Below are 23224 nucleotides of genomic sequence, written 5' to 3'. Positions count from 1 at the left end.
TTTTAAAATCAAAAAAATGGACATTTTCTTGCCGATCGGCACTTTTAAAGGTGTGTTTATGGCACAATAGACATTTTTTGAATTCACAGATCATGGATAAAGCTCGCCTGAAAGTGGTTTTCGTTACTAAATAGGAAACAAGTATAACAAGAGCAGGATCCGCACATGCGGTTAATGGCAAGTCTTCTTGCAGGGGTGATTCTTTTGTCATCACCTGCTTTTCCAGATGATCCTCCTCCGTTTCCGGAGTTTACGTTTAAACGTGTGAAACCGCCGACGCCTGATACCCGGAAGTTCATCACGGTTCAAATTGAACCAAAGGCAGATACAGCCCCAGAGACTGCAAAGCCCGACGGGTCTGTTATTGAAGACAATCTGGCTATGTCTTGGTTTTGGAAAGAGATATCGCCGGATATGACAAGTGCAGGTGGTCACAGGTTAGAGCTGGCCGTGAACCACTTGCGCAACGCGCCTGCGGGCAGCGGTGTCAGCACTCCGCGATTGAGCACTTTGCAAAATATCGCAGATGATCATGGCATAGAGATCCTAAAACAAACTGTTGGAACCAATGTTTCGCCTGCGTTGGTCCTGGCGGTTATAAGTGTCGAATCCTCGGGACAGACAGATGCCGTCAGCTCAGCAGGTGCAGCCGGGCTGATGCAACTTATGCCTGCAACGGCTGCGCGGTTTGGTGTGACGGATCGTATGCAGCCTGATCAGAATATCAAAGGTGGTGTTGCTTATCTAAGTTGGTTACTGGAACGTTTCAATTCGGATCCGGTTTTGGCTTTGGCAGGCTACAACGCAGGTGAAAATGCGGTTCTCAGCAACAATGGAGTGCCGCCTTATAATGAGACTCGGGCTTATGTGCCCAAAGTTTTGGCGGCTTGGACTGTTGCGCGTGGTTTGTGTCAAACCCCACCCGAATTGGTGACCGATCCTTGCGTTCTAAGGATCCGGTCCGGCGATACCTGAAATCAGAGTTTATTTCGCTAGGCCAGCTTTGCGTTCTGCGATGGGAAAAATGAAAAGTCCGATACCGATCGCGAACCAGAATGTTACCAGACGAATAATTAGTGTTGCTGCAACTGCAGTCTCAAGTGAGACACCATTCAAGGACAACAGACCGATCATTGCGGCCTCGGCCCCACCGACCCCACCGGGCGCACCGGTCAAGCCACCAGCAAGAGTTGAAAAAACAAAGATAGCGGTTGCTGTCCAGAAACTGACATTGCTGCCCAGCCATCCCAGTATCAGATAAAAGGCATAGCCTTCGGCCATCCAGCCAATAATTCCCAGAAAAGCACTTATAATAAGCGTCCAAGGCGTCGTGAATGCCCCCAAAGATCGCGCCGCGCGTCTGACTTTGCCCATCAGACGCGGGAAAAGCCCGGTGCTTCGATAACCAACGGTCACGACGTTTGACAGCAAGTCGGGGTGGGTAAAGACAAAGGCCGTCCCCAGTGCCAAAATCGCAAGGGGAATGGCGCCGGCTATCCCGGTCTGAGAAAAGATCAAAGCCAATCCCAGAATAATAGCCATGGCCGCCAGATCGGCCGCTCGATCCACCAGAACAAGGGGGGCAAGCCTATCATAGCTCCAACCCGTTTCGCGGCGCAGCCAGCGCATGCGGATCAGTTCGCCGACCCGGCCTGGTGTCGCGCTCATTGCGAAACCGCCCAGATAATGGCGTATGTCGCGAAGGGCACCACTGGGTAATCCCAGACGTCTGGCGAAGAAATGCCAACGCACCGTGCGCGCCAGATAGTTCACCAAAGACAGGCCCAGCAATGCGGCAATCTGGATGACGCCCAGTCGCATTAATTGCGCTTTTGTTTCGGACCAACCGGTTGCAACCGCAAGCCCCGCCAGACCGCCAATCATCAGCGCCAATAGCACTATCATCAGCGCGATATCGCGCCAGTTCCGGCTTGGTGTTCGGACGTCAGGGGTGCCTGCGTTACTCATCCATACTGCTCAAGAAACAGGTTTTCGTATCAGGCGCCTTACCACAAGTGCCCAATCTCACAAGCGTTTTCGAATCAATGCACTAAGTTGTGTTGCGTACGGTCTTCGCAAAAAAGACCGCCGCAGATCTGCTAACTAGACCTGAAAGACATCTGCCCAATCGGGGTGTTTTTGTCGCTGCGCGTTCACGAACGGGCAAAGCGGAACGATCTTGAAGCCGTTCTGCCGTGCATCCTGAACCATACGTTCGACCAGGACATGACCTAATCCAGTTCCCCGTAGCTCTTCCGGCACGCCGGTATGATCGGCGATGATGGTGCTGGCGGACAGGACGGAAAACGTCAGCTCGGCTTCTTGGCCGTCTTGTTGGATGAAATACCGACCCTTGGAGCCATCAATTTCTTTATGAACTTCAGACAATAGTAGCCTCGGTCGCTGAAACCAGTTCTTCGCGCGTCACACCGGGGGCCAGTTCAACGACTTGCAAACCCTTGTGCGCCACGTCCAGCACGCCAAGATTTGTGATGATCCGGTCCACCACGGCTTTGCCGGTCAGAGGCAGAGTGCATGATTTCAGAAGTTTCGACTCACCCGCCTTATTCGTGTGATCCATAACCACGACGACACGGCCCACACCGGCAACCAGATCCATCGCGCCGCCCATGCCCTTAACCAGCTTACCCGGAATCATCCAGTTGGCCAGATCGCCATTTTCGGCTACCTCCATCGCGCCCAGGATCGCCATGGCAATTTTACCGCCTCGGATCATGCCGAAACTGGTCGCGCTGTCGAAATAAGCCGTATGCGGCAGTTCGGTGATCGTCTGCTTGCCCGCGTTGATCAGGTCCGCGTCAACTTCATTTTCGGTCGGGAAGGGGCCCATGCCCAACATTCCGTTTTCAGACTGCAATGTCACCTCGATCCCATCGGGTATGTAATTGGCGACAAGCGTCGGGATGCCGATCCCAAGATTGACATACATGCCGTCTTCAAGCTCTTGCGCCGCGCGTTCGGCCATCTGGTTTCTGTCCCAGGGCATTTACTTCTCCTTCTGCAGGCTGCTGTGCGGCTAAGTCTGCCGGTTCATTATAGTAAGCATCTGTTCCTGGGCTTCGGCCTGAATATCGGCTGCTTCAAGATGGATCATAGCCGTGGCCAAAGCGACAGTTACATTCGAATTATCGTGGGTTGGGTCGACACCAAACAATTCCAGCGTCATCCGTTTGGCGCGGTGCAGATATTCTTCGACCCGGGCGGCGCGACGGGCATCATCCAAACGATCCATAACTATTCCCTTAGGCTGCGCGCGTGGTACGCTGTTCAATGCGCTTTTCATGTTCGCCCTGGATCAGGCGGTGCACGTAGATACCGGGTAAATGAATATGGTCGGGATTCAGACTGCCGGTTGGTACGATCTCTTCGACCTCAACCACGCAAACCTTACCACACATGGCGGCGGGTGGATTGAAATTGCGTGCGGTCTTGCGGAAGATCAGATTACCTGTTTCATCAGCTTTCCAAGCCTTCACGATGGATAGATCGGCAAAAATGCCCTCTTCCATAATATACGTCTCGCCGTTGAAATCCTTGTGTTCCTTGCCATCGGCGATCACGGTGCCCACACCCGTTTTGGTGTAAAAGCCCGGAATGCCGCAGCCGCCCGCCCGCATGCGTTCAGCCAATGTGCCTTGTGGGTTGAATTCCAGCTCAAGCTCACCCGACAAATACTGGCGCATGAATTCAGCGTTTTCACCCACGTATGAGCTGATCATCTTTTTCACCTGCCGCGTCTGCAGCAGGATACCAATGCCGAAATCATCAACACCCGCGTTGTTCGAGGCAAAGGTCAAATCCTTTGTCCCGGCGTCCTTGATCGCCTGCAGCAAAAGCTCGGGTATCCCGCACAGCCCGAAGCCCCCGGCGGCAATGAACATGCCATCGAACAGAAGCCCATCAAGCGCCTCAGTCGCATTCGCGTAAATTTTTTTCACCTAATTCCCCTTCGTGCCATGGCTGGGTAAACATGACCGTGCCGTAACGTAATGTGACCATATGGGAAAGACCCAAGCAAGGTCCAGAGGGGAAGAGCTAGACCGATCTGCCCCTTCAGCGTCTTCGCTTGGAAATATAAATGTCGTTGCCAAAACTGTTGTCGATCTGGGATGCGCCAGGCTAATGGGCCTTTAGGTAAACTTTAAGATGGAGGGTACAATGGCAAAACGTATCAAACCCGAAGATCAAGCCTCCTTTCGAGGTGATCTCTAAACGTCGCAGATCCTTCCCGTCGGAAACACGGGTCAAGACCGGCACTCAAACGGTGCGCGGGCGATTTGGAGCTTCAGGAAAATGATCCCTGCCCATGTAGTTCGGGGCGGCGCTACAAACGATGCTGCCTCAAGAGCGGTAAGTTCGACGGTAGCCTCAGGGACTATTACTTTCAGAGAGCGCTGGTGATCCGGCGCTCATTTCTTCCGGATCGATCAGGAACTGCTCAATCAGCCTTTTTCGCGGCTGTTTTCTTCTTCGGTGCGGCTTTTTTGCGGGCGGGTTTCTTGCCACCTTTTGCGGCCTTTCCTTCGATCAGCTGCACGGCCACTTCCATCGTCACGTCTTCGGGATTGACGTCCTTGGGCAAGGTCGCATTGATCTTTTCCCACTTCACATAAGGCCCGTAGCGCCCGTTCATCACATTTACCGGACCACCGTTTTCGGGGTGCTCGCCCAGTTCCTTCAGCGGTTTGGCGGGGGCGGCGCGACCGCGGGTGGGCTTTGCAGCCAGAACCTCAACTGCGCGGTTCATGCCGATGGTAAAGACCTCATCCACATCGGGCAGGTTTGCGTATTTCTTGCCGTGTTTCACAAACGGACCATAACGCCCGATGCCGGCTTCGATCATTTCACCATCGTCTGGATGCGGCCCGACGTCGCGCGGCAGGCTCAGCAGCAGCAGTGCTTTTTCCAGATCGATGTCCTCGGGCGCCCAGCCTTTGGGCAGCGAAGCGCGCGGCGGCTTTGGTTGGTCTTCGGTCGGCTCGCCACGCTGCACATAGGGGCCGAAGCGCCCTTTGCGCAGGGTAATCGCGTCACCCGCATCATCGCCCAGGTGTTTCCCGTCCGGGCCAATTTCGTCGCCCTCGGCGCCCGGTGGACCAAAGGGCCGCGTATATTTGCAGTCGGGGTAATTCGAACAGCCGATAAAGGCCCCACCGGATCGTGCCGTCCGCATCGAAAGCCGCCCAACACCGCAGTTTGGGCAAAGCCGTGGATCGGTACCGTCTTCGTTCGGTGGGAACAAATGCGGTTCCAGAACCTCGTTTATTTTTTCCAGAACATCCGTGATGCGCAGTTCGGATGTTTCGGCAATAGCAGCCGAAAAATCACGCCAGAATTGATCCAGAACGTCCTTATATTCCCGCTCACCCGCGCTGACATCGTCCAGTTGTGCCTCAAGATCAGCCGTAAAGTCATAACCCACGTATTTATGAAAGTAATTCGCCAGAAACGCCGTAACCAGCCGCCCCTTATCTTCGGGGATCAGGCGGTTTTTCTCTTTGCGGACATAATCACGATCCTGAATGGTGGTCACGATCGAGGCATAGGTCGATGGTCGCCCGATACCCAACTCTTCCATTCGTTTGACCAGAGTCGCCTCGGTGTAGCGGGGTGGGGGCTGGGTGAAATGTTGTTCAGGCGTAATCGAGCGCTTATCCAGAGGTTCGCCCTGCGCGATTTGAGGAAGACGCTTGTCATCGTCATCAACCACCGCATCATCGCGGCCTTCCTCATAGATCTTGATAAAACCATCGAAAAGCACGACCTGACCCGTAGCACGTAATTCAACCTGACCATCGGCCGACGCGATATCAACAGTCGTACGCTCCATCCGGGCTGCCGCCATTTGGCTGGCGATGGTACGTTTATAGATCAGGTCATACAGTTTGCGTTGATCGGGCTCGGAAATCTTTAGCTTATCCGCCGATTTCGACATATCCGTCGGGCGGATACATTCATGCGCTTCCTGAGCGTTTTTCGCCTTGTTCTTATACATACGTGGCGATTTCGGCAGGTAGTTTTCGCCATATTTATTCTTGATTGCGTCACGCGCCGCCATCACAGCTTCGGGCGCCATGTCAATGCCGTCGGTCCGCATATAGGTGATCAGACCGGCTTCATAGAGCCGTTGTGCCGTGCTCATCGTCTGCCGCGCGCCAAAGCCGAATTTGCGGCTGGCTTCCTGTTGAAGGGTCGAGGTCATGAAGGGTGCCGATGGGTTGCGACTGGCTGGCTTTGCCTCAACCGATTTCACCGTCAGATCGCGCGAATGGACGGCCTGAACGGCCAGTTCGGCGGCGGTGTCGTTGGCGATATCGAATTTGTCCAGTTTCTGGCCGCCCAGAACCGTCAGCCGGGCCTCAAAATCCTGACCACGGGGGGTGCCCAGCATCGCCTTGACCGACCAGTATTCCTGCGCACGAAATGCCTCAATCTCCATTTCGCGTTCGACGATCAGTCGCAGGCAGACTGATTGCACGCGACCCGCTGACTTCGCACCGGGCAGCTTGCGCCACAGGACGGGCGACAGATTGAAACCCACCAGATAATCCAGTGCGCGACGGGCCAGATAAGCCTCGACCAATTCCATATCTACGGCACGCGGGTTCTGCATCGCTTCGGTCACGGCAGACTTGGTGATCGCATTGAACACAACGCGACTGACCGGCGTATCCTTTTTTATCGACTTGCGCTTGGTCAGCGCTTCCTGCAGGTGCCAACTGATCGCCTCCCCTTCACGATCAGGGTCGGTCGCAAGGATTAGTTCACCATCTTCGGCCAGGGCATCGGCAATCGCTTTGATATGTTTTTTGCTGTCGCTTGCCACTTCCCATTTCATGTCGAAACCGTGGTCAGGATCGACAGACCCATCTTTGGGGGGCAGGTCGCGCACATGCCCATAGGACGCCAGAACGGTATAATCCTTACCAAGATATTTGTTGATTGTCTTGGCCTTGGCAGGCGATTCCACCACAACAACAGGCATCTTGATCCTCGCGACTCAAATAGGGTGTTTAGCGGCGCAAGATGTGGGGGCGAACCGCGGATTGTCAATGCGCAGGATTTTGCAATTGCTTAGGACAGCGATAAAAGACCGCCGGGATGACGTTGAATTTTCCCCGATAGCTCCAGTTCCAACAGGATCGGAGCAATGACATCGGGGCGTGTTTTTACATCACGTATCAGTTGGTCCTCTGACATGGGGGTGGGGCCCATGCAATTCAGCAGCTGCTGATGAAGTTGTGCGGTGTTAACCTGCGGGGATAGCTGTTTGGCGGTCTCGGCGATGGGTGCCCGGGGTGCAGGCACTTTGCTTTGAAGGCATTCAAGAACATCATCCAGACCACGCACCAATGTGGCGCCATCACGGATCAGCATATTGCAGCCAGATGCACGTGCGTCAAAGGGATGACCTGGCACCGCCAGTACCTCTCGGCCCTGATCCAAGGCGTTGCGTGCGGTGATCAAGCTGCCCGATTTCGCAGCGGCTTCCACCACCACAACGGCTTCTGATATGCCCGATATTATACGGTTGCGGATCGGAAAGTGTCTGGCAGTCGGTTGTAAACCGGGCGGCTGTTCTGACAGCCGAAGACCCTTTTCCGCGATCTTAAACGCAAGTTCAGTATTTTCAGCAGGATAGATCACGTCGATGCCACCCGCTTGCACGGCGATGGTCCCACCCTGCAGCGCCGCGTGATGGGCGGCGGTGTCAATGCCGCGGGCCAGTCCGGACACAACGACAATGTTCTGATCCACCAGTCCCTTTGCCAGCGACTTGGTCATTCGGGTTCCCAAAGATGACGCATTGCGCGCCCCCACCAGCGCGACCATTTGCCTTTGCATCAATGAAAGATCGCCCAACGCCCACAGAAACGGTGGCGCATCGGTCAGACTTGCCAGGGTGGCGGGGTATTCAGGCTGGCCAATGAAAATAAGCTGCGCGCCTGCTGCATGACCAGCCTTTAACTCAGCCTCAATCATGGTTTCGGGGCAAATCTGATAATTCTTGACCCCCGCGGCTGACGCGATTTCAGGCAAAACATCCAGTGCAGCTTCGGCCGAACCGTATTCACCCAACAACCGATAAAATGTTGAAATCCCAACCCTGCGAGAGCGCAGCAGACGAAGCCATGTAAAACGTTTGTCTTCCGTGGTGGGTGGGAGTGGGGGGTGAGTGGAAGAGTGTGCGTCTTCAGTCATCCATGTCTCCGCCTGCTTGCAGAATCGTTTCTAGGGTGAATCGGTTAATGGTAGGTAAACTAGGATTGAACAAATTTAGGCATGTCTGCCGAACCGCCAATTCGGCCCGTTATGAAAAACGCGACGTCGAAAATGCATCCCGCGTCGATTTTGCCCTGTTTTCCTGATATCCAACCCGCTAACAAGAGCCGAAGATTGAATATGGGTGCATAACATCCATAGAAAATGGGAGAATTACGCCAATGAAGGTCCTGGTGCCAGTCAAACGCGTGATCGACTATAACGTAAAAGTTCGCGTCAAGGCGGACGGCAGCGGTGTCGATCTGGCAAATGTCAAAATGTCGATGAACCCTTTCGATGAAATCGCAGTCGAAGAAGCGATCCGTCTGAAAGAAAAAGGCAAAGCCGACGAAATCATCGCGGTGTCGATTGGCGTGAAGCAAGCCCAGGAAACTCTGCGCACAGCGTTGGCCATGGGTGCCGACCGTGCGATTTTGGTCGTGGCGGCTGAGGATGTTCACCAGGATATTGAACCGTTGGCAGTTGCGAAAATCCTGAAGGCAGTCATCGACGAAGAACAGCCTGGCCTGGTTCTGTGCGGCAAACAGGCCATTGATAACGATATGAACGCCACAGGTCAGATGCTGTCAGCTTTATTAGGCTGGAGCCAGGCCACCTTTGCATCTGAACTTGATGTGGATGGAGACAGCGCGACTGTCACCCGTGAGGTCGACGGCGGTCTGCAAACGATCAAGGTCAAGATGCCTGCCATCGTGACCGTCGATCTTCGCCTAAACGAGCCACGCTATGCATCGCTGCCAAACATCATGAAGGCCAAGAAGAAGCCTTTGGACGAAAAGACAGCTGCCGATTATGGCGTTGATGTCAGCCCGCGGTTGGAAATCGTGAAAACCGCTGAACCGGAAGAGCGGAAAGCGGGCGTTAAAGTCGGATCAGTGGACGAACTTGTTACCAAACTGAAAGAAGAAGCGGGGGTTCTGTAAGATGGCTGTACTTCTGATTGCCGAAGTATCCGGCGGCGAACTGGCCGTCGATGCAACCGCCAAAGCGCTGACTGCGGCCAAGCAAATGGGCGATGTCACGATCCTTTGTGCCGGTGCCGATTGTGCCGCGGCGGCTGAGGCTGCTGCAAAACTGGATGGCGTGTCCAAGGTGCTGTGTGCCTCAGACGCCGCTTATGGTCATGATCTGGCCGAACCGTTGGCCGATCTGGTCGTGTCACTGGCCGGTGACTACAGCCATATCGTTGCGCCTTCGACAGCGGCTTCAAAAAACCTGCTGCCGCGTGTCGCGGCTTTGCTGGACGTCATGGTAGTTTCTGAGGTCACCGCCGTTGTAGATGCGAACACATTCGAACGTCCGATCTATGCGGGCAACGCGATCCAGACGGTTAAAACTGCAGACGCCAAAATCGTCGCGACGATCCGCACATCGACTTTCGATGCGGCGGGGCAGGGTGGTTCGGCATCTGTCGAAAGCATTGATTCGGCTGCGAACCCCGGCTTATCCGAATGGGTCGAAGATAAAGTCGCTGAAAGCGATCGGCCCGAACTGACATCGGCCGGGGTTGTCGTATCAGGTGGGCGCGGTGTTGGGTCCGAAGATGACTTTGCCCTTATCGAAAAGCTGGCCGACAAGCTGAATGCCGCCGTGGGCGCATCCCGCGCCGCGGTTGACTCAGGGTATGCGCCGAACGACTGGCAGGTGGGCCAGACCGGCAAGGTTGTCGCGCCCGAACTTTACATCGCAGTTGGGATCTCGGGCGCCATTCAGCACCTTGCGGGGATGAAGGATTCGAAGGTCATAGTCGCTATCAACAAAGACGAAGACGCCCCCATATTTCAGGTTGCTGATTACGGATTGGTCGCGGATTTGTTCGATGCTGTGCCGGAGTTGCTTGAAAAGCTATAGTGTACCGACACAGATATAGGTTCCAAGACCCCGGATACCGTCCGGGGTCTTTTTCTTTCTGAAGTGCCCTTCGAGGCCTACAAGGCATTGATCAAACGATGCGCTTCTATGTTGTCGTTCGGTGCCAAATTGGTAGATTTGCAAAATGCTGGAATGGGTCACCATCGCAATAAATGGCATCAGTCTGTCCCTGTTCTTGGGCATGATCTGGATATTGGTCGGCACCTTTGTCGCATTTCTGCCAATGCGGCTTCAGTATCCGCCGGGGATCATCTTACTGATCGCCGCGCCTTTTCTGCTTGGGCTCCTGGCCTATGAACATGGCCCTTGGATTTTCTTTGCCGGTCTCTTTGCTTTTGTATCGATGTTCCGAAACCCGCTGATCTATTTTTATCGTAAATGGCGGGGTTTGCCGTGGGATGGCCCTGGCTGATCTACGCTGATTTTACCTTTGAACGCCCATCATCCAAGCTGAGCAGAACCTGTTAACAGATGGTCCCGGTCAGCAAGTTTACGATTTAAACGGTCAGGCTGATTTTCTATGATCGTTTTGAAAACTCACACCAAGCGGTTGATCACGTGAACAGTTCTTTCATATTGGCGTGCCTTTGGATTTTGACGGCCAGCATCATGGGTATGATCCCCAGCAAAGATAACCATTGGACGCGTGCTTATTTTCTGATCGCGGTCGGTATTCCGCTTTTGGTTTATCTGATCTATCAGAATGGGCCGGTCATCGGGTTTTTGTTTCTACTTGCTGCGACGTCTATTCTAAGGTGGCCGGTTATCTATTTGTGGCGGTGGATCAGACGGATGGTGAGTTAGGATGATCGTTCAGTATATATCATTGATCTTGATCGTCAGCGGTCTGGGTATCGGTATGAAGTTGATGCAGATTGGTATGACAGATACGCAGCGGTGGGGTGCCTCTGCACTGGGCAGCGCGATATTCTTACTCTGGCTCTTTTCCATGTGGCTTTTCGTCAGCTGGTTTGACCATGTTGATTGGGTGGACTTTGCGCGATTGGGATTTGGTGTGGTGATGATGGCTTTTGGATTGGGGGCACTGGGTCTGTTGATGCGCCCTGGAAAAAGGACGCGCGGATGATGTTGAAGGTACGCGGGCGATTGACGCCTGATCGAATGTTGGCCGATCTGACCTGGCTGCGCGTCGGCGGGCCTGCGGATTATCTGTTTCAGCCTTCAGATGTCGAGGATTTGCAGACGTTCCTGCAGGACTTGCCTTTGGATGTTAAGGTCTTTCCGATGGGCGTCGGATCAAACCTGATCGTCCGCGATGGGGGACTGCGCGCGGTTGTCATCCGCATGGGACGTGGCTTCAACAATATCCACGCTGAGGGACAGCGCGTGACCGCTGGTGTGGCAGCACTGGATGCCCATGTGGCGCGCAAGGCGGCCGAGCTTGGTGTCGATCTGACTTTCCTGCGGACGATTCCTGGCGTCATTGGCGGCGCTGTGCGGATGAATGCGGGCTGTTATGGGTCATATATTGCCGATGTCTTTGTCAGTGCGCGAGCCGTGACGCGGGCAGGGGACCTGGTCACGCTAAGCGCCGATGATCTGAACTTTCGCTATCGCCAGACGGACCTGCCCGATGGCTGGGTTCTGATAGACGCAACATTTGAGGCACCAAAGGGCGATCCTGCAGAGCTGGCTGCGCGGATGGAAGCGCAATTGGCCAAACGCGATGCCACCCAACCCACAAAGGATCGCACGGCGGGCAGCACCTTTCGCAATCCGGCCGGATTTTCCAGCACAGGCCGCGATGATGATGTCCACGATCTGAAGGCATGGAAGGTCATTGACGATGCAGGAATGCGCGGCGCAACACTGGGTGGGGCGCAGATGTCGCCCAAGCATTCCAACTTTCTGGTCAACACAGGTAACGCCACGGCGGCTGATTTAGAAAATTTGGGCGAAGAGGTCAGAAAAAAGGTTTACGCGTCCAGCGGAATACAGCTAGAGTGGGAAATCATGAGGGTCGGTGAACCGGCCCCGGAATAAACTCCCCGTAAACGGGGCAATAAGAACCGGTCAACGTGCCGGATAAAACTGAGGCAGTAACGTGGGACAGTCGGGCAGACATCCCCACAAAGTGGCCGTCCTGATGGGTGGACCTTCGTCTGAGCGCGAGGTGTCTTTGTCCACAGGGCGTGAATGTGCCGCCGCTTTGCGGGACGAAGGATTTGACGTGGTTGAGGTTGACGCCAGCCGCGATCTGTCTGCGCGCCTGATAGACATTCAGCCTGATGTGGTTTTCAACGCGCTTCACGGTCGGTGGGGCGAAGATGGTTGTGTTCAGGGCCTGCTGGAATGGCTGCAGATGCCCTACACGCATTCCGGTGTTCTTGCCTCGGCTCTGGCGATGGACAAACAGCGCAGCAAAGGGTTTTATCGCTCGGCCCAGCTGCCTGTTGTAGAAAGTGTCCTCGTTCCAAGGGCCGAGGCCGAGGGCAGGCACGTGTTAAAGCCGCCCTATGTTGTCAAACCCAACAACGAAGGCTCTAGCGTCGGGGTCTATCTGGTGCATGAAGATGCCAACGGCCCGCCGAAGCTGGCCGAAACGATGCCGGATACGGTCATGGTCGAAACCTTTGCGCCCGGACGCGAAATGACGACAACCGTTGTGGGTGATCGACCGCTGACGGTGACGGATATCCTGACCGACGGCTGGTATGACTATGATGCGAAGTATGTCGAGGGCGGCTCGCGTCATGTTCTGCCTGCCGATATCCCGAAAGATGTATTTGACGCCTGTATGGATTACGCCTTGCGGGCCCACCAGGTGCTGGGGTGCCGCGGTGTAACCCGTACGGATTTCCGGTGGGACGAGGCACGCGGGCTGGATGGCCTGATCCTGCTTGAAACGAACACCCAGCCCGGCATGACGCCGACATCGTTGACGCCCGAGCAGGCGGAACACTGCGGCATGGGCTTCGGCGCGCTGTGCCGCTGGATGGTCGAGGACGCCTCATGCAACAGATGAACGTCCCCCGGCCCAAGCGCGATCCGGCGCCGTCCCGCGTGGCTTACCGCATTCACCGGCTTTGGCTGACGCCGCTGTTCCGCGCGCTGATGCGCGTTGGGGTGCCCGCATTTATGGTGGCACTCGTTGTCGGTCTTTATGTGTCTGACGAAGAAAACCGCGATGCGATCAACGGCATGGTGCACGATATGCGTGTGGCAATCGAAACGCGTGACGAATTCATGGTCAAATTGATGGCCATCGACGGGGCAAGCCCGATCGTCGCAGAAGATATCCGCGAAACACTGTCGCAGGATTTTCCGATCAGCTCGTTCGATCTGGATCTGGAGCAAATGAAAGCGCAGATTGAAACGCTGGATGCCGTCAAATCGGCGCGTCTGCGCATTCAGTCGGGCGGCGTGCTGCAGGTGAATGTCACCGAACGCGTGCCTGCCGTGGTCTGGCAAAGCCCTGAGGCACTGACGCTTTTGGATAATACCGGTGCGCGGATCATTGCGATTGGGGATCGCTCGGAACGGTCTGATCTGCCCCTGATCGCGGGCAGCGGGGCCGATGCAAAGGTCGGCGAGGCGCTGGAGCTGCTGACTACAGCGGAGCCATTATTGCCGCGCATCCGCGGGCTGGTGCGGGTCGGTGAACGGCGGTGGGACGTCGTGCTTGACCGCAATCAGCGCATTTTATTGCCCGCAGATGACCCTAATCTTGCCATGGCAAGGGTTATAACACTGAACGACGCGCAAGAAATGCTGTCGCGCGACCTGGCTGTCGTCGACATGCGGATTGCGCATCGCCCGACGATCCGACTTCAACAAGATGCTGCCGCTGAACTGAGACGTATTCGAGTATTTGAGATGGGAGTAACGCAGGAATGACCGATCTTTATGCCATGCAGCGGGCAATGAGACAGATGCGAAAAGCCGCGATGCAACGCGGTGTTGTGGCTGTGCTGGATATCGGAACATCTAAGATTGCCTGTCTGATCCTGCGGTTTGACGGGCCCGAGCGGTTTCGTGAACAAGACGGCATAGGGTCGATGGCCGGCCAAAGCTCATTCCGGGTTATTGGTGCTGCGACGACGCGGTCACGCGGCATCAAGTTTGGCGAAATCGCAGCGATGGGCGAAACCGAACGTGCCATTCGTACGGCTGTTCAGGCGGCACAGAAAATGGCCAATCAGCGTGTTGATCACGTGATCGCCTGTTTTTCCGGTGGGCGGCCCAAATCATACGGCCTGGACGGTGCGGTGGACCTTTATGAGGATGCGGTCAGCGAATATGACGTGGCCCGCGCCCTGTCGGCCTGCGATGTGCCCGATTATGGCGATGGGCGTGAGATTTTGCATGCTCAGCCCGTGAACTTTGCGCTGGACCACCGTAGCGGTCTGGCAGATCCGCGCGGGCAGATGGGCAATCAACTTGCCGTTGACATGCATATGCTGACCATCGATGCAAATGTCATTCAGGACCTGCTTTATTGCCTGAAGCGGTGTGATCTGGAACTGGCCGGACTGGCCTCATCTGCTTATGTGACGGGCGTTTCATCCCTGGTCGAAGATGAACAGGAACTAGGCGCGGCCTGCATTGATATGGGCGGTGGCGCTACGGGCCTGTCGATCTTTATCCGCAAACATATGATCTATGCCGACAGCGTGCGTCTGGGCGGTGATAGCGTGACCAGCGATATCTCGATGGGGCTTCAGGTGCCAACAGCTGTCGCAGAACGCATCAAAACCTTTTACGGCGGTGTTGTCGCCACGGGCATGGACGATCGTGAAATGATAGAGGTCGGCGGCGATACCGGCGACTGGGAACATGACAGGCGCCGTGTCAGCCGCGCTGAACTGATCGGGATCATGCGCCCCCGGGTCGAGGAAATTCTGGAAGAGGTGCGTGCACGCCTTGATGCAGCGGGTTTTGATCATCTGCCCAGCCAACAGATCGTATTGACAGGTGGGGCCAGTCAGATTCCGGGTTTGGATGGATTGGCCAGCAAGATACTCGGCCAGCAGGTCCGCCTTGGGCGTCCGTTGCGGGTTCAGGGTTTGCCACAAGCCGCAACCGGGCCTGCATTTGCCGGGTCTGTGGGTCTGAGTCTGTTTGCGGCACATCCGCAAGACGAATGGTGGGATTTCGATATTCCGATGGACAAATATTCCGGTCGGTCACTCAAACGCGCTTTGAAATGGTTCAAAGACAACTGGTAGGCGCAAAATATTGCCCGTTTGCGGATACCAAGCGGAATCGCGCTTAAAACCGGCTATATTTTGTGGAGATTTTGCGTTTTTTTCGTGACGTCCGCGAATCAAGTCTGTAAACTATTGGCAGAGTAGGCAAAAAAGCCCGAAAAATCGGGCACAGTAAAAGCAGGCGGATTGACTATGACATTGAATCTCACCGTGCCCGTTCACGAGGAACTGAAGCCGCGTATCACCGTGTTCGGTGTGGGTGGCGCTGGCGGAAACGCCGTTGACAACATGATCGAGAAACAGCTCGAAGGCGCAGAATTCGTCATAGCCAACACCGATGCGCAAGCGCTTCAACAGTCAACGGCACCTGCCAGAATCCAGCTTGGTGTTAAAGTCACCGAAGGTTTGGGCGCTGGTGCACGCCCCTCGGTCGGGGCTGCGGCCGCCGAAGAGAGCATTGAACAGATTGTCGATCATCTGGCTGGCGCGCATATGTGCTTTATTACGGCAGGCATGGGTGGCGGCACCGGGACAGGCGCCGCCCCAATTATTGCTCAGGCCGCCCGCGAGTTGGGCGTTTTGACCGTTGGCGTTGTCACCAAGCCCTTCCAGTTCGAAGGGGCCAAGCGGATGCGTCAGGCCGAAGAGGGTGTGGAAGCGCTGCAAAAGATGGTCGATACGCTGATCATCATCCCCAACCAAAATTTGTTCCGCCTTGCCAACGAAAAGACTACGTTCACCGAAGCCTTCAGCATGGCGGACGATGTGCTTTATCAGGGCGTTAAGGGCGTCACCGATCTGATGGTGCGCCCCGGCCTGATCAACCTGGACTTTGCTGACGTTCGCGCTGTGATGGACGAAATGGGCAAGGCGATGATGGGCACGGGCGAAGCAGACGGTGAAGATCGCGCCATTCAAGCCGCTGAAAAAGCCATCGCAAACCCGCTGCTGGATGAAATCAGCCTGCGCGGCGCGCGCGGGGTGCTGATCAATATCACCGGTGGTTATGATCTGACCTTGTTTGAGTTGGACGAGGCCGCGAACCGTATTCGCGAGGAAGTCGATGCGGACGCCAATATCATCGTTGGCTCGACCCTGGACACAGATATGGAAGGCAAGATGCGTGTCAGCGTTGTTGCCACTGGTATTGATGCCGCCGAGGGCATGGACGAAGCCCCGATGCCACGCCGTAGTATGGCCCAGCCATTGCAACAGGCTGCTGCAGTTGAGGAAGAAATCCAGGAAGTAGCTGAAGAGCCGGCCCTGTTCCCTGAATTCGAGGCACAAGAGGATGACGTGGCCGAACAGGATGATCTGCCGCCCCCAGCCTATCAACCGGAAGTCGCTACACAAGAGCCAGAGCCAGCGCCGCAACCTGTCGCCTCGACGCCAGGGACACCAACTGCACAAGCCTTGCAACGTTTGCAAGCCGCCGTTGAAAAAATCCCAGCGCGTGAACCTGTCCAAGCGGCTAATCAGCCCGACGAAGAGGAAAAGCCGCGTTTTGGCATTAACTCTTTGATCGGCCGTATGACCGGTGCACATGAGGCTGGGCATGAACGTCCTGCGGTGCAACCGCTGCGCCAACAGCCGCCCGTACATCAGGCCTATGATGATGAACAAGACGCTGGTTCAGATCAGGATCGAATCGAGATTCCAGCGTTCCTTAGACGACAAGCTAACTGATAATATGCAATTAGAACTGAAAATCGCCCCTAAAACGGGGCGATTTTTCATTTTAGTATAAGTTTTTCATGAATGTTTGTTACATGTGATGTGACAATAAGCATATTAAGCATATTTTGGCGATTTCTGACAACTTCAGCCGTTCGATTGATAAAAATACTTTTAAAACAAAAGGCTAGGCGTTTTAAAATCATTCCAGCACCATATCAGGTCATTTGGCCGTTAATAATTTCTGCAATTGCAGCATGATCAGTGGCAGGATTTGCCGATCAGTGTTTCAAGGCGTTGCAAAGAGTGAATTGTCCTTTGGGTCAGACCCAATTACCTAAAATCCAAGGCAGTAATTAATCAATCGTTAAGAATCGGCAGGATAATCGACCGTGCAGACGACACTGAAATCTCCGATCAGCTTTACAGGCGTTGGCCTGCACTCTGGCGTACAGGTTCGCATGACACTGCATCCTGCTTCCGCTGAATACGGCATCTGGTTTCGTCGCACGGATGTGCAATTGGGCAATGCACTGATCCCCGCACAGTGGGATCAGGTTGAAGTATCGCCGCTTTGTACACGGCTGGTCAACGATGCAGGCGTATCCGTTTCAACGGTGGAACACGTGATGGCAGCCTTGGCTGGATGCGGCGTTCACAACGCGTTGATCGAAATTGATGGCCCCGAAGTTCCCATTCTGGATGGCAGTTCTGCGCCGTTTGTCCGGGCCTTTTTGAACCGTGGAATCAAGCAGCTTGCCGCCCCAGTCAGCGCGATTGAGGTTCTAAAGCCTGTTCAGGTGACACATGGCGACGCAACTGCGCGCTTTGATCCTGCGCAATCCCTGCATATCGACTTCGCGATAGATTTTGCTGATCCGGCCATTGGACGGCAATTTAAGTCGCTGGACATGTCGAATGGCACTTTTGTACGTGAATTGTGTGACAGTCGTACGTTCTGCCGCAAGTCCGATGTTGATGCGATGCATGCGCAAGGGTTGGCCTTGGGGGGTACGCTGGATAATGCCGTTGTCGTTGATGGTGACAAAATTCTTAGCCCAAGTGGGCTGCGCCATCACGATGAAGCGGTGCGGCATAAAATTCTGGATGCGATGGGTGATCTGGCCTTGGCGGGCTATCCTTTACTGGCCCGCTACACCGGAACACGGGCAGGCCATGCCATAACAAATAAATTGCTGAGGGTGCTTTTTGCGGATCCGACAGCTTATCGCATTATCAAATGCGATTCGTCCCATATTGCTAAGTTGCCCGGCTTCGACCTGCACGAAGAAGACCTGCCGCTGATTGCCTAAGCAAACAAAGGCTTGTGAGGTGTTTGAAACTGCATCCTTAGCCGTTTTGCCCGGAAATTTTCTGTGCTAGACCCATTTCGATTACTGGTGTTCGTCCATCGGGCACACGCTTATCCAAGGGGTTATTGGGAATGATGGGGCTTAGGGCAAAAGGCTTTGCGGCAATTCTGGCCATGGCACTTTTGGCAGCCTGCGGCGGCAATCAGCGCGAGCAGTCGCTGGAAAATTTTACCGCGGAAGAGATTTATCGTCAGGCAGAGGCTGAACTGGAAGAGGGTAACCCAGACGAGGCTGCCCGTCTTTTTGGTGAGGTCGAGCGACTTTATCCATACTCTGAATGGGCCAAGCGTGGTCTGATCATGCAGGCCTTCGCCTATCACCGTGATCGCGACTACGAAAATAGTCGGGCCGCTGCGCAAAGATACATCGATTTTTACCCTGCCGATGAAGATGCGGCCTATGCGCAGTACCTCTTGGCACTTAGCTATTACGATCAGATCGATGACGTGGGCCGCGACCAAGGGCTGACGTTTCAAGCCTTGCAAGCCTTGCGGACCGTAATCGAACGCTATCCCGAAAGCGAATATGCGCGATCGTCCATCCTGAAATTCGATCTGGCCTTTGATCATTTGGCCGCGAAAGAGATGGAGATCGGGCGCTATTATCTGAAGCGTGGACATTATTCTGCGGCGATCAATCGGTTTCGTGTGGTTGTCGAGGAATTTCAGACAACAACCCAAACGCCCGAGGCATTGCATCGCCTTGTGGAAAGCTATCTATCCCTTGGTCTAACGGAAGAGGCGCAAACAGCGGGTGCGATTTTGGGCTATAACTATCGTTCAACTGACTGGTATGATGACAGCTACAAGCTGTTGACCGGTCGCGGGCTAGAACTTGAAGCGGCCGGCGACAACTGGCTTAATCAGGTCTATCGTCAGATGATACAGGGGCGCTGGCTCTGACCCTCGTGGCGCGTTAAGGTCTGCAAATGCTTAGGGGTCTGGATATCCGCGATATGCTGATTATTGACCGGTTGGAATTGGAATTCCAGCCGGGTCTGAATGTGTTAACCGGTGAAACAGGCGCGGGTAAGTCTATTTTGCTGGATGCTTTGGGGTTCGTCTTGGGTTGGCGCGGGCGGGCCGAATTGGTCCGCGCAGGGGCAGATCAGGGCGAAGTAACAGCCTGGTTTGACCTGTCTGCCGATCACCCGGCCCAAGCCGTTCTGGAAGACGCTGGTCTGACACGCAGTGATGAGCTGATCCTGCGCCGTGTGAATACGCGTGACGGACGCAAAACCGCGTATGTCAATGACAGGCGGACCAGTGGCGATGTGCTGCGTGCATTGTCCGATACCTTGATTGAATTGCATGGTCAGCATGATGACCGCGGGCTTTTGAATGCCCGTGGACACCGCGCTTTGTTGGATTCCTTTGCAGGTAACAGCGCTATGCTGGAAGCGGTGCGTGCTGCTTGGCGCAGCATGTCAGATGCGCAAAAACGACTGCACATGGCCGAGGCAAAACTGGATGAGGTCCGCGCCGAAGAAGATTTTCTGCGCCATGCCGTAGGTGAGTTGGATCAGATCGATCCGCAACCAGGTGAGGAAGGTACATTGGACGCGCGTCGCCGGTTGATGCAAGGCGCTGAACGGCTGCGCGAAGACGTCGGCAAGGCCTTGGCGGCCCTTGGGTCTAATGGGGCAGAGGGTTTAATGACCGACGCGTCACGCTGGCTGGGGGATGCCAGCGACAAAGCAGAAGGCGCGCTCGATACGGCGCTGGCGGCGCTGGAACGTGCGATGGTCGAACTGGGCGAGGCGCAGCAGGGCGTAGAGCAATTTCTGAATGACCTGACTTTCAACCCGCATGAGTTGGAAGAAACAGAAGAACGCCTGTTTGCAATCCGGGCAATGGCGCGCAAGCATGGTGTTTTGCCCGATGAACTGTCGGAATTAGCCAATGATCTAAGGGAAAAACTGGCGGCTTTGGACGGCGGGGCGGCTGATATTGAGGCGCTGAGTAATGCAGTTTCTTCGGCGCAGGACGCTTATGATCGGGCGGCATTGCAGCTTAGCAAAGCGCGGCAAACGGCGGCCAGAAATCTGGATCAGGCGATGGGCGCCGAGCTTGCGCCACTGAAGATGGAACGCGCGGTCTTTGCAACGCAGATCACCAAAGGCGACCCAGGCCCTGAAGGGTATGATCAGGTGGCGTTCTCTGTTGCGACCAACCCCGGTGCGCCGGCCGGACCACTGAATAAGATTGCTTCAGGCGGGGAACTCAGCCGATTTCTGTTGGCGCTTAAAGTGTGCCTGACGCAAGAAACCCGCGGCCTGACCATGATTTTTGACGAAATTGATCGCGGGGTTGGCGGCGCAACGGCTGATGCAGTTGGACGGCGCCTCGCATCTTTGGCAGAAAACAGTCAGGTCCTGGTTGTGACGCATTCGCCGCAGGTAGCTGCCCTTGGGGGCCATCATTGGCGTGTCGAAAAACGGGTGCAGGATGATATGACGACCTCAACCGTCTTGCATCTTGGTCCGCAGGACCGCATCGATGAAATTGCGCGTATGTTGTCGGGCGATACGATCACGGATGAGGCACGCGGTGCAGCCAGGGCACTGTTGGCGGGTTAGTGCGCTGGCGGGGTTGGATACGGACCGGCTTTGGCCTAAGACATTCGCTATAAACATAAAATTGCCAGCCGCGCTGACTGATCATGCGGCATAGCCAACCGGATGCCAGTTATGGCGCAGAACACTGATAACCCTGTTGCGAAACAGCTGAACGACGTCGTTGCAGCCTGTAAAAATGGCTGGCAAGTGCTGAAACATCGCGGACCGGGGCAGATTCAGTTCTGGTTCATCGCCCTGCTGATCGGGATTGCTGCGGGGTTCGCAGCACTGTTTTTTCGCAAAGGAATCATAGCGTTACAAAGCTGGCTTTACGGCGTGCCGGATGTCCGCAGCATTCACAGTTTTGCTGAAACGCTGCCATGGTACGTGGTGCTGATCATCCCTGTCTGCGGCGGATTGGTCGTGGGTCTGATCCTGCATTGGTTCACGCCTGACGGGCGGGCACGGTCGGTGGCCGATGTGATCGAGGGGGCGGCGCTGAAAGATGGCCGCGTGGAAAAAAGGGCCGGTCTGGCGTCTGCATTAGCGTCGATGATCACACTGTCGTCGGGCGGATCAACGGGGCGGGAAGGGCCGGTGGTGCACTTGGCTGCGGTCATCTCAAGCTGGGTATCGAACCTGATCCGGGCTGATGGGATCACGGGGCGGGACTTGTTGGGATGTGCGGTGGCAGCAGCCGTAAGTGCTTCATTTAATGCACCAATTGCCGGGGCGCTGTTCGCGCTTGAGGTCGTTTTGCGGCACTTCGCGGTGCACGCCTTTGCGCCCATTGTCATCGCCTCGGTCGCGGGTACGGTGATCAACCGGCTTGAGTTCGGCGATGTGACCGAATTCACTCTGGCCACCGAAGGGGCGCTGGCCTTTTATGTCGAACTGCCCGCCTTTCTGATCCTGGGGCTGGTCTGTGGGCTGGTCGCTGTTGCGCTGATGAAATCAATCTTTTGGGCGGATGATTTTGGGGACTATGTTCAGGCAAAATGGCGCATTCCACGGTACATCAGACCCGCGATTGCAGGCCTTGGGCTGGGTGCGCTGGCGATCTGGTTTCCGCACATCATCGGGGTCGGGTACGAGACGACGTCAGCTGCCCTGACGGGTGAGCTGATGTTGCACGAAGCCTTTGTTTTCACAGTATTAAAGGTCATCGCAGTGGCCATCACAATGGCCGGTCGGATGGGGGGCGGAGTGTTCTCGCCCTCACTCATGATCGGGGCCTTGACCGGGCTGACATTCGGTCTGATTGCCACGGGGCTTTTGCCCGATGTCAGCGGGTCACCCACGCTTTACGCCCTGGCTGGAATGGGGGCCGTGGCCGCGGCGGTTTTGGGTGCGCCGATCTCAACCACTTTGATCGTTTTTGAGCTGACGGGTGACTGGCAAACGGGGCTTGCGGTGATGGTCGCGGTGTCACTTTCGACGGCGTTGTCGTCGCGGTTGGTGGATCGGTCGTTCTTCCTGACACAGTTGGAAAGGCGGAACATTCATCTGGCGGCGGGGCCGCAGGCGTATCTGTTGGCGATGTTCCGCGTGGCCAAGGTGATGCGCCCGAAAGAGGCGGAAAATGCGGCCAGCGAAGACACCTGTTGGGAGCTGATCCAACAGGGCATTTATGTCGATATGAATGCCACGTTAGAGCAAGCCATGCCATTGTTTGAAAAGGCGAATTTTCCGTTTGTGCCTGTTGTGACACTGGGCGCGGGCGATGCCCCACCGGAACTGATGGGCGCCTTGTTTCAGGTTGATGCGCTCAAGGCCTATAACCGCGCTTTGGCGGCCACTGCGGCCGAGGAGCATTCGTAACGCAACGTTACAAAAGTAAACGCCCCGTGCGTATGGATTTTGGGGCAAAAACAAATGTGCAATTTGCACATTTATCGCAAAACCGGACAAATCAGATGTGCAATTTGCACATTTTTCGTAGGATTTGCCGCGATTTCGTGATTCCCACGGATTTTGCCTGAAATCACCCTGTGGATAAAGTTCATGTCAACGCGCGCGGAGGCGATAGAGTTCGGTAACACTCTGCCCTAGTTAACCATTTCCCGAGGCCATTAACGTCTCATAAATCGCACCGCACGGTGCCAAAGTTTGCAACTTTACAAAAATTGTCTGACTTCAGCACCTACCGGTTAGATTTAGGGGTTTGCGCAAGGGAGGATTTCTGGTTCATCGAAGCCATTATGGAGCGAAGATGAACAAGAAGTCCGGGACATCGAAGGATGCCGCTGACAAGTTGGTCAGGGGGATCAAGC

At 55.2% G+C, this 23224-nt stretch carries 22 protein-coding genes and 1 pseudogene; 16 read left to right on the top strand and 7 right to left on the bottom strand.

The window, feature by feature from the left end; translation table 11 throughout:
* Positions 1–381 precede the first annotated feature (381 nt).
* Entirely contained in the window at positions 382–975 is a 594-nt protein-coding gene (locus H7848_RS14040; protein WP_336512105.1) for a lytic transglycosylase domain-containing protein, read from the top strand.
* A gap of 9 nt (positions 976–984) precedes the next feature.
* Here H7848_RS14040 and H7848_RS14035 read toward each other — a convergent pair whose 3' ends face one another.
* The 5 genes from H7848_RS14035 to H7848_RS14015 form a co-directional block, all read right to left on the bottom strand.
* Positions 985–1968 (bottom strand): lysylphosphatidylglycerol synthase transmembrane domain-containing protein, encoded by a 984-nt coding sequence (locus H7848_RS14035; RefSeq protein WP_208352663.1) that lies wholly within the window; start codon positions 1966–1968, stop codon positions 985–987.
* Positions 1969–2103: 135 nt separating this feature from the next.
* Complete coding sequence (locus H7848_RS14030; RefSeq protein ID WP_208352660.1) at positions 2104–2388, bottom strand: GNAT family N-acetyltransferase; 285 nt, start codon at positions 2386–2388, stop codon at positions 2104–2106.
* Positions 2381–3007 (bottom strand): 3-oxoacid CoA-transferase subunit B, encoded by a 627-nt coding sequence (locus H7848_RS14025; RefSeq protein WP_208352658.1) that lies wholly within the window; start codon positions 3005–3007, stop codon positions 2381–2383. Before H7848_RS14025 ends, H7848_RS14030 begins: the two co-directional genes overlap by 8 nt.
* A gap of 30 nt (positions 3008–3037) precedes the next feature.
* Entirely contained in the window at positions 3038–3253 is a 216-nt protein-coding gene (locus H7848_RS14020; protein WP_208352657.1) for a hypothetical protein, read from the bottom strand.
* A 10-nt stretch (positions 3254–3263) separates the two neighbouring features.
* The gene (locus H7848_RS14015; protein WP_208352656.1) at positions 3264–3959 is read right to left on the bottom strand and encodes a CoA transferase subunit A; all 696 of its coding nucleotides are present in this window, start codon (positions 3957–3959) and stop codon (positions 3264–3266) included.
* A gap of 339 nt (positions 3960–4298) precedes the next feature.
* On the opposite strand from H7848_RS14015, the pseudogene H7848_RS20335 reads away from it, so the two are divergent.
* A pseudogene (locus H7848_RS20335) lies at positions 4299–4364 on the top strand (SEC-C metal-binding domain-containing protein); the annotation flags it as partial.
* Positions 4365–4459: 95 nt separating this feature from the next.
* On the opposite strand, the gene topA reads toward H7848_RS20335, so the two are convergent.
* Together topA and dprA are read right to left on the bottom strand one after the other, a co-directional pair.
* Entirely contained in the window at positions 4460–7006 is a 2547-nt protein-coding gene (gene topA / locus H7848_RS14010) for a type I DNA topoisomerase (protein ID WP_208352655.1), read from the bottom strand.
* 89 nt (positions 7007–7095) lie between these two features.
* Entirely contained in the window at positions 7096–8223 is a 1128-nt protein-coding gene (dprA, locus tag H7848_RS14005) for a DNA-processing protein DprA (RefSeq protein WP_208352653.1), read from the bottom strand.
* Positions 8224–8465: 242 nt separating this feature from the next.
* On the opposite strand from dprA, the gene H7848_RS14000 reads away from it, so the two are divergent.
* The 14 genes from H7848_RS14000 (at position 8466) to H7848_RS13935 (ending at position 22772) form a co-directional block, all read left to right on the top strand.
* Positions 8466–9227, top strand: coding sequence for an electron transfer flavoprotein subunit beta/FixA family protein (locus H7848_RS14000; RefSeq protein WP_208352650.1), 762 nt, complete (start codon positions 8466–8468; stop codon positions 9225–9227).
* A gap of 1 nt (position 9228) precedes the next feature.
* Positions 9229–10155: an FAD-binding protein gene (locus H7848_RS13995; RefSeq protein WP_208352649.1), complete on the top strand. Its 927-nt coding sequence runs from the start codon at positions 9229–9231 to the stop codon at positions 10153–10155.
* Between the two features lie 145 nt (positions 10156–10300).
* The gene (locus H7848_RS13990) at positions 10301–10588 is read left to right on the top strand and encodes a DUF2484 family protein (RefSeq protein WP_208352648.1); all 288 of its coding nucleotides are present in this window, start codon (positions 10301–10303) and stop codon (positions 10586–10588) included.
* 146 nt (positions 10589–10734) lie between these two features.
* A complete protein-coding gene (locus H7848_RS13985) occupies positions 10735–10980 on the top strand; it encodes a DUF2484 family protein (protein ID WP_208352646.1) in 246 nt (81 codons plus the stop codon).
* Position 10981: 1 nt separating this feature from the next.
* On the top strand, positions 10982–11263 hold the full coding sequence (locus H7848_RS13980; RefSeq protein ID WP_208352644.1) for a hypothetical protein: 282 nt from the start codon (positions 10982–10984) through the stop codon (positions 11261–11263).
* Positions 11260–12180, top strand: coding sequence for a UDP-N-acetylmuramate dehydrogenase (gene murB / locus H7848_RS13975; protein ID WP_208352642.1), 921 nt, complete (start codon positions 11260–11262; stop codon positions 12178–12180). The genes H7848_RS13980 and murB overlap by 4 nt, the downstream gene beginning before the upstream one ends.
* A gap of 103 nt (positions 12181–12283) precedes the next feature.
* Positions 12284–13162, top strand: coding sequence for a D-alanine--D-alanine ligase (locus H7848_RS13970; RefSeq protein ID WP_237072746.1), 879 nt, complete (start codon positions 12284–12286; stop codon positions 13160–13162).
* Positions 13150–14034 carry a cell division protein FtsQ/DivIB gene (locus H7848_RS13965; RefSeq protein ID WP_208352637.1) on the top strand — a complete coding sequence of 295 codons (885 nt, stop codon included), beginning with the start codon at positions 13150–13152 and terminating at the stop codon, positions 14032–14034. Before H7848_RS13970 ends, H7848_RS13965 begins: the two co-directional genes overlap by 13 nt.
* Positions 14031–15365 (top strand): cell division protein FtsA, encoded by a 1335-nt coding sequence (ftsA, locus tag H7848_RS13960; protein WP_208352634.1) that lies wholly within the window; start codon positions 14031–14033, stop codon positions 15363–15365. Before H7848_RS13965 ends, ftsA begins: the two co-directional genes overlap by 4 nt.
* Before the next feature lie 174 nt (positions 15366–15539).
* Positions 15540–17033 (top strand): cell division protein FtsZ, encoded by a 1494-nt coding sequence (ftsZ, locus tag H7848_RS13955; RefSeq protein ID WP_208352632.1) that lies wholly within the window; start codon positions 15540–15542, stop codon positions 17031–17033.
* A gap of 380 nt (positions 17034–17413) precedes the next feature.
* On the top strand, positions 17414–18334 hold the full coding sequence (gene lpxC / locus H7848_RS13950) for a UDP-3-O-acyl-N-acetylglucosamine deacetylase (RefSeq protein ID WP_208352630.1): 921 nt from the start codon (positions 17414–17416) through the stop codon (positions 18332–18334).
* A 131-nt stretch (positions 18335–18465) separates the two neighbouring features.
* The gene (locus H7848_RS13945) at positions 18466–19296 is read left to right on the top strand and encodes an outer membrane protein assembly factor BamD (RefSeq protein WP_208352629.1); all 831 of its coding nucleotides are present in this window, start codon (positions 18466–18468) and stop codon (positions 19294–19296) included.
* 26 nt (positions 19297–19322) lie between these two features.
* A complete protein-coding gene (gene recN, locus H7848_RS13940) occupies positions 19323–20972 on the top strand; it encodes a DNA repair protein RecN (protein ID WP_208352628.1) in 1650 nt (549 codons plus the stop codon).
* A gap of 111 nt (positions 20973–21083) precedes the next feature.
* The gene (locus tag H7848_RS13935; RefSeq protein ID WP_208352626.1) at positions 21084–22772 is read left to right on the top strand and encodes a chloride channel protein; all 1689 of its coding nucleotides are present in this window, start codon (positions 21084–21086) and stop codon (positions 22770–22772) included.
* Positions 22773–23224 lie beyond the last annotated feature (452 nt).

The sequence above is a fragment of the Pseudaestuariivita rosea genome (assembly GCF_017592335.1).
GTDB lineage: Bacteria > Pseudomonadota > Alphaproteobacteria > Rhodobacterales > Rhodobacteraceae > Parasulfitobacter > Parasulfitobacter rosea.
This window is presented reverse-complemented; position numbering and strand designations above follow the sequence as displayed.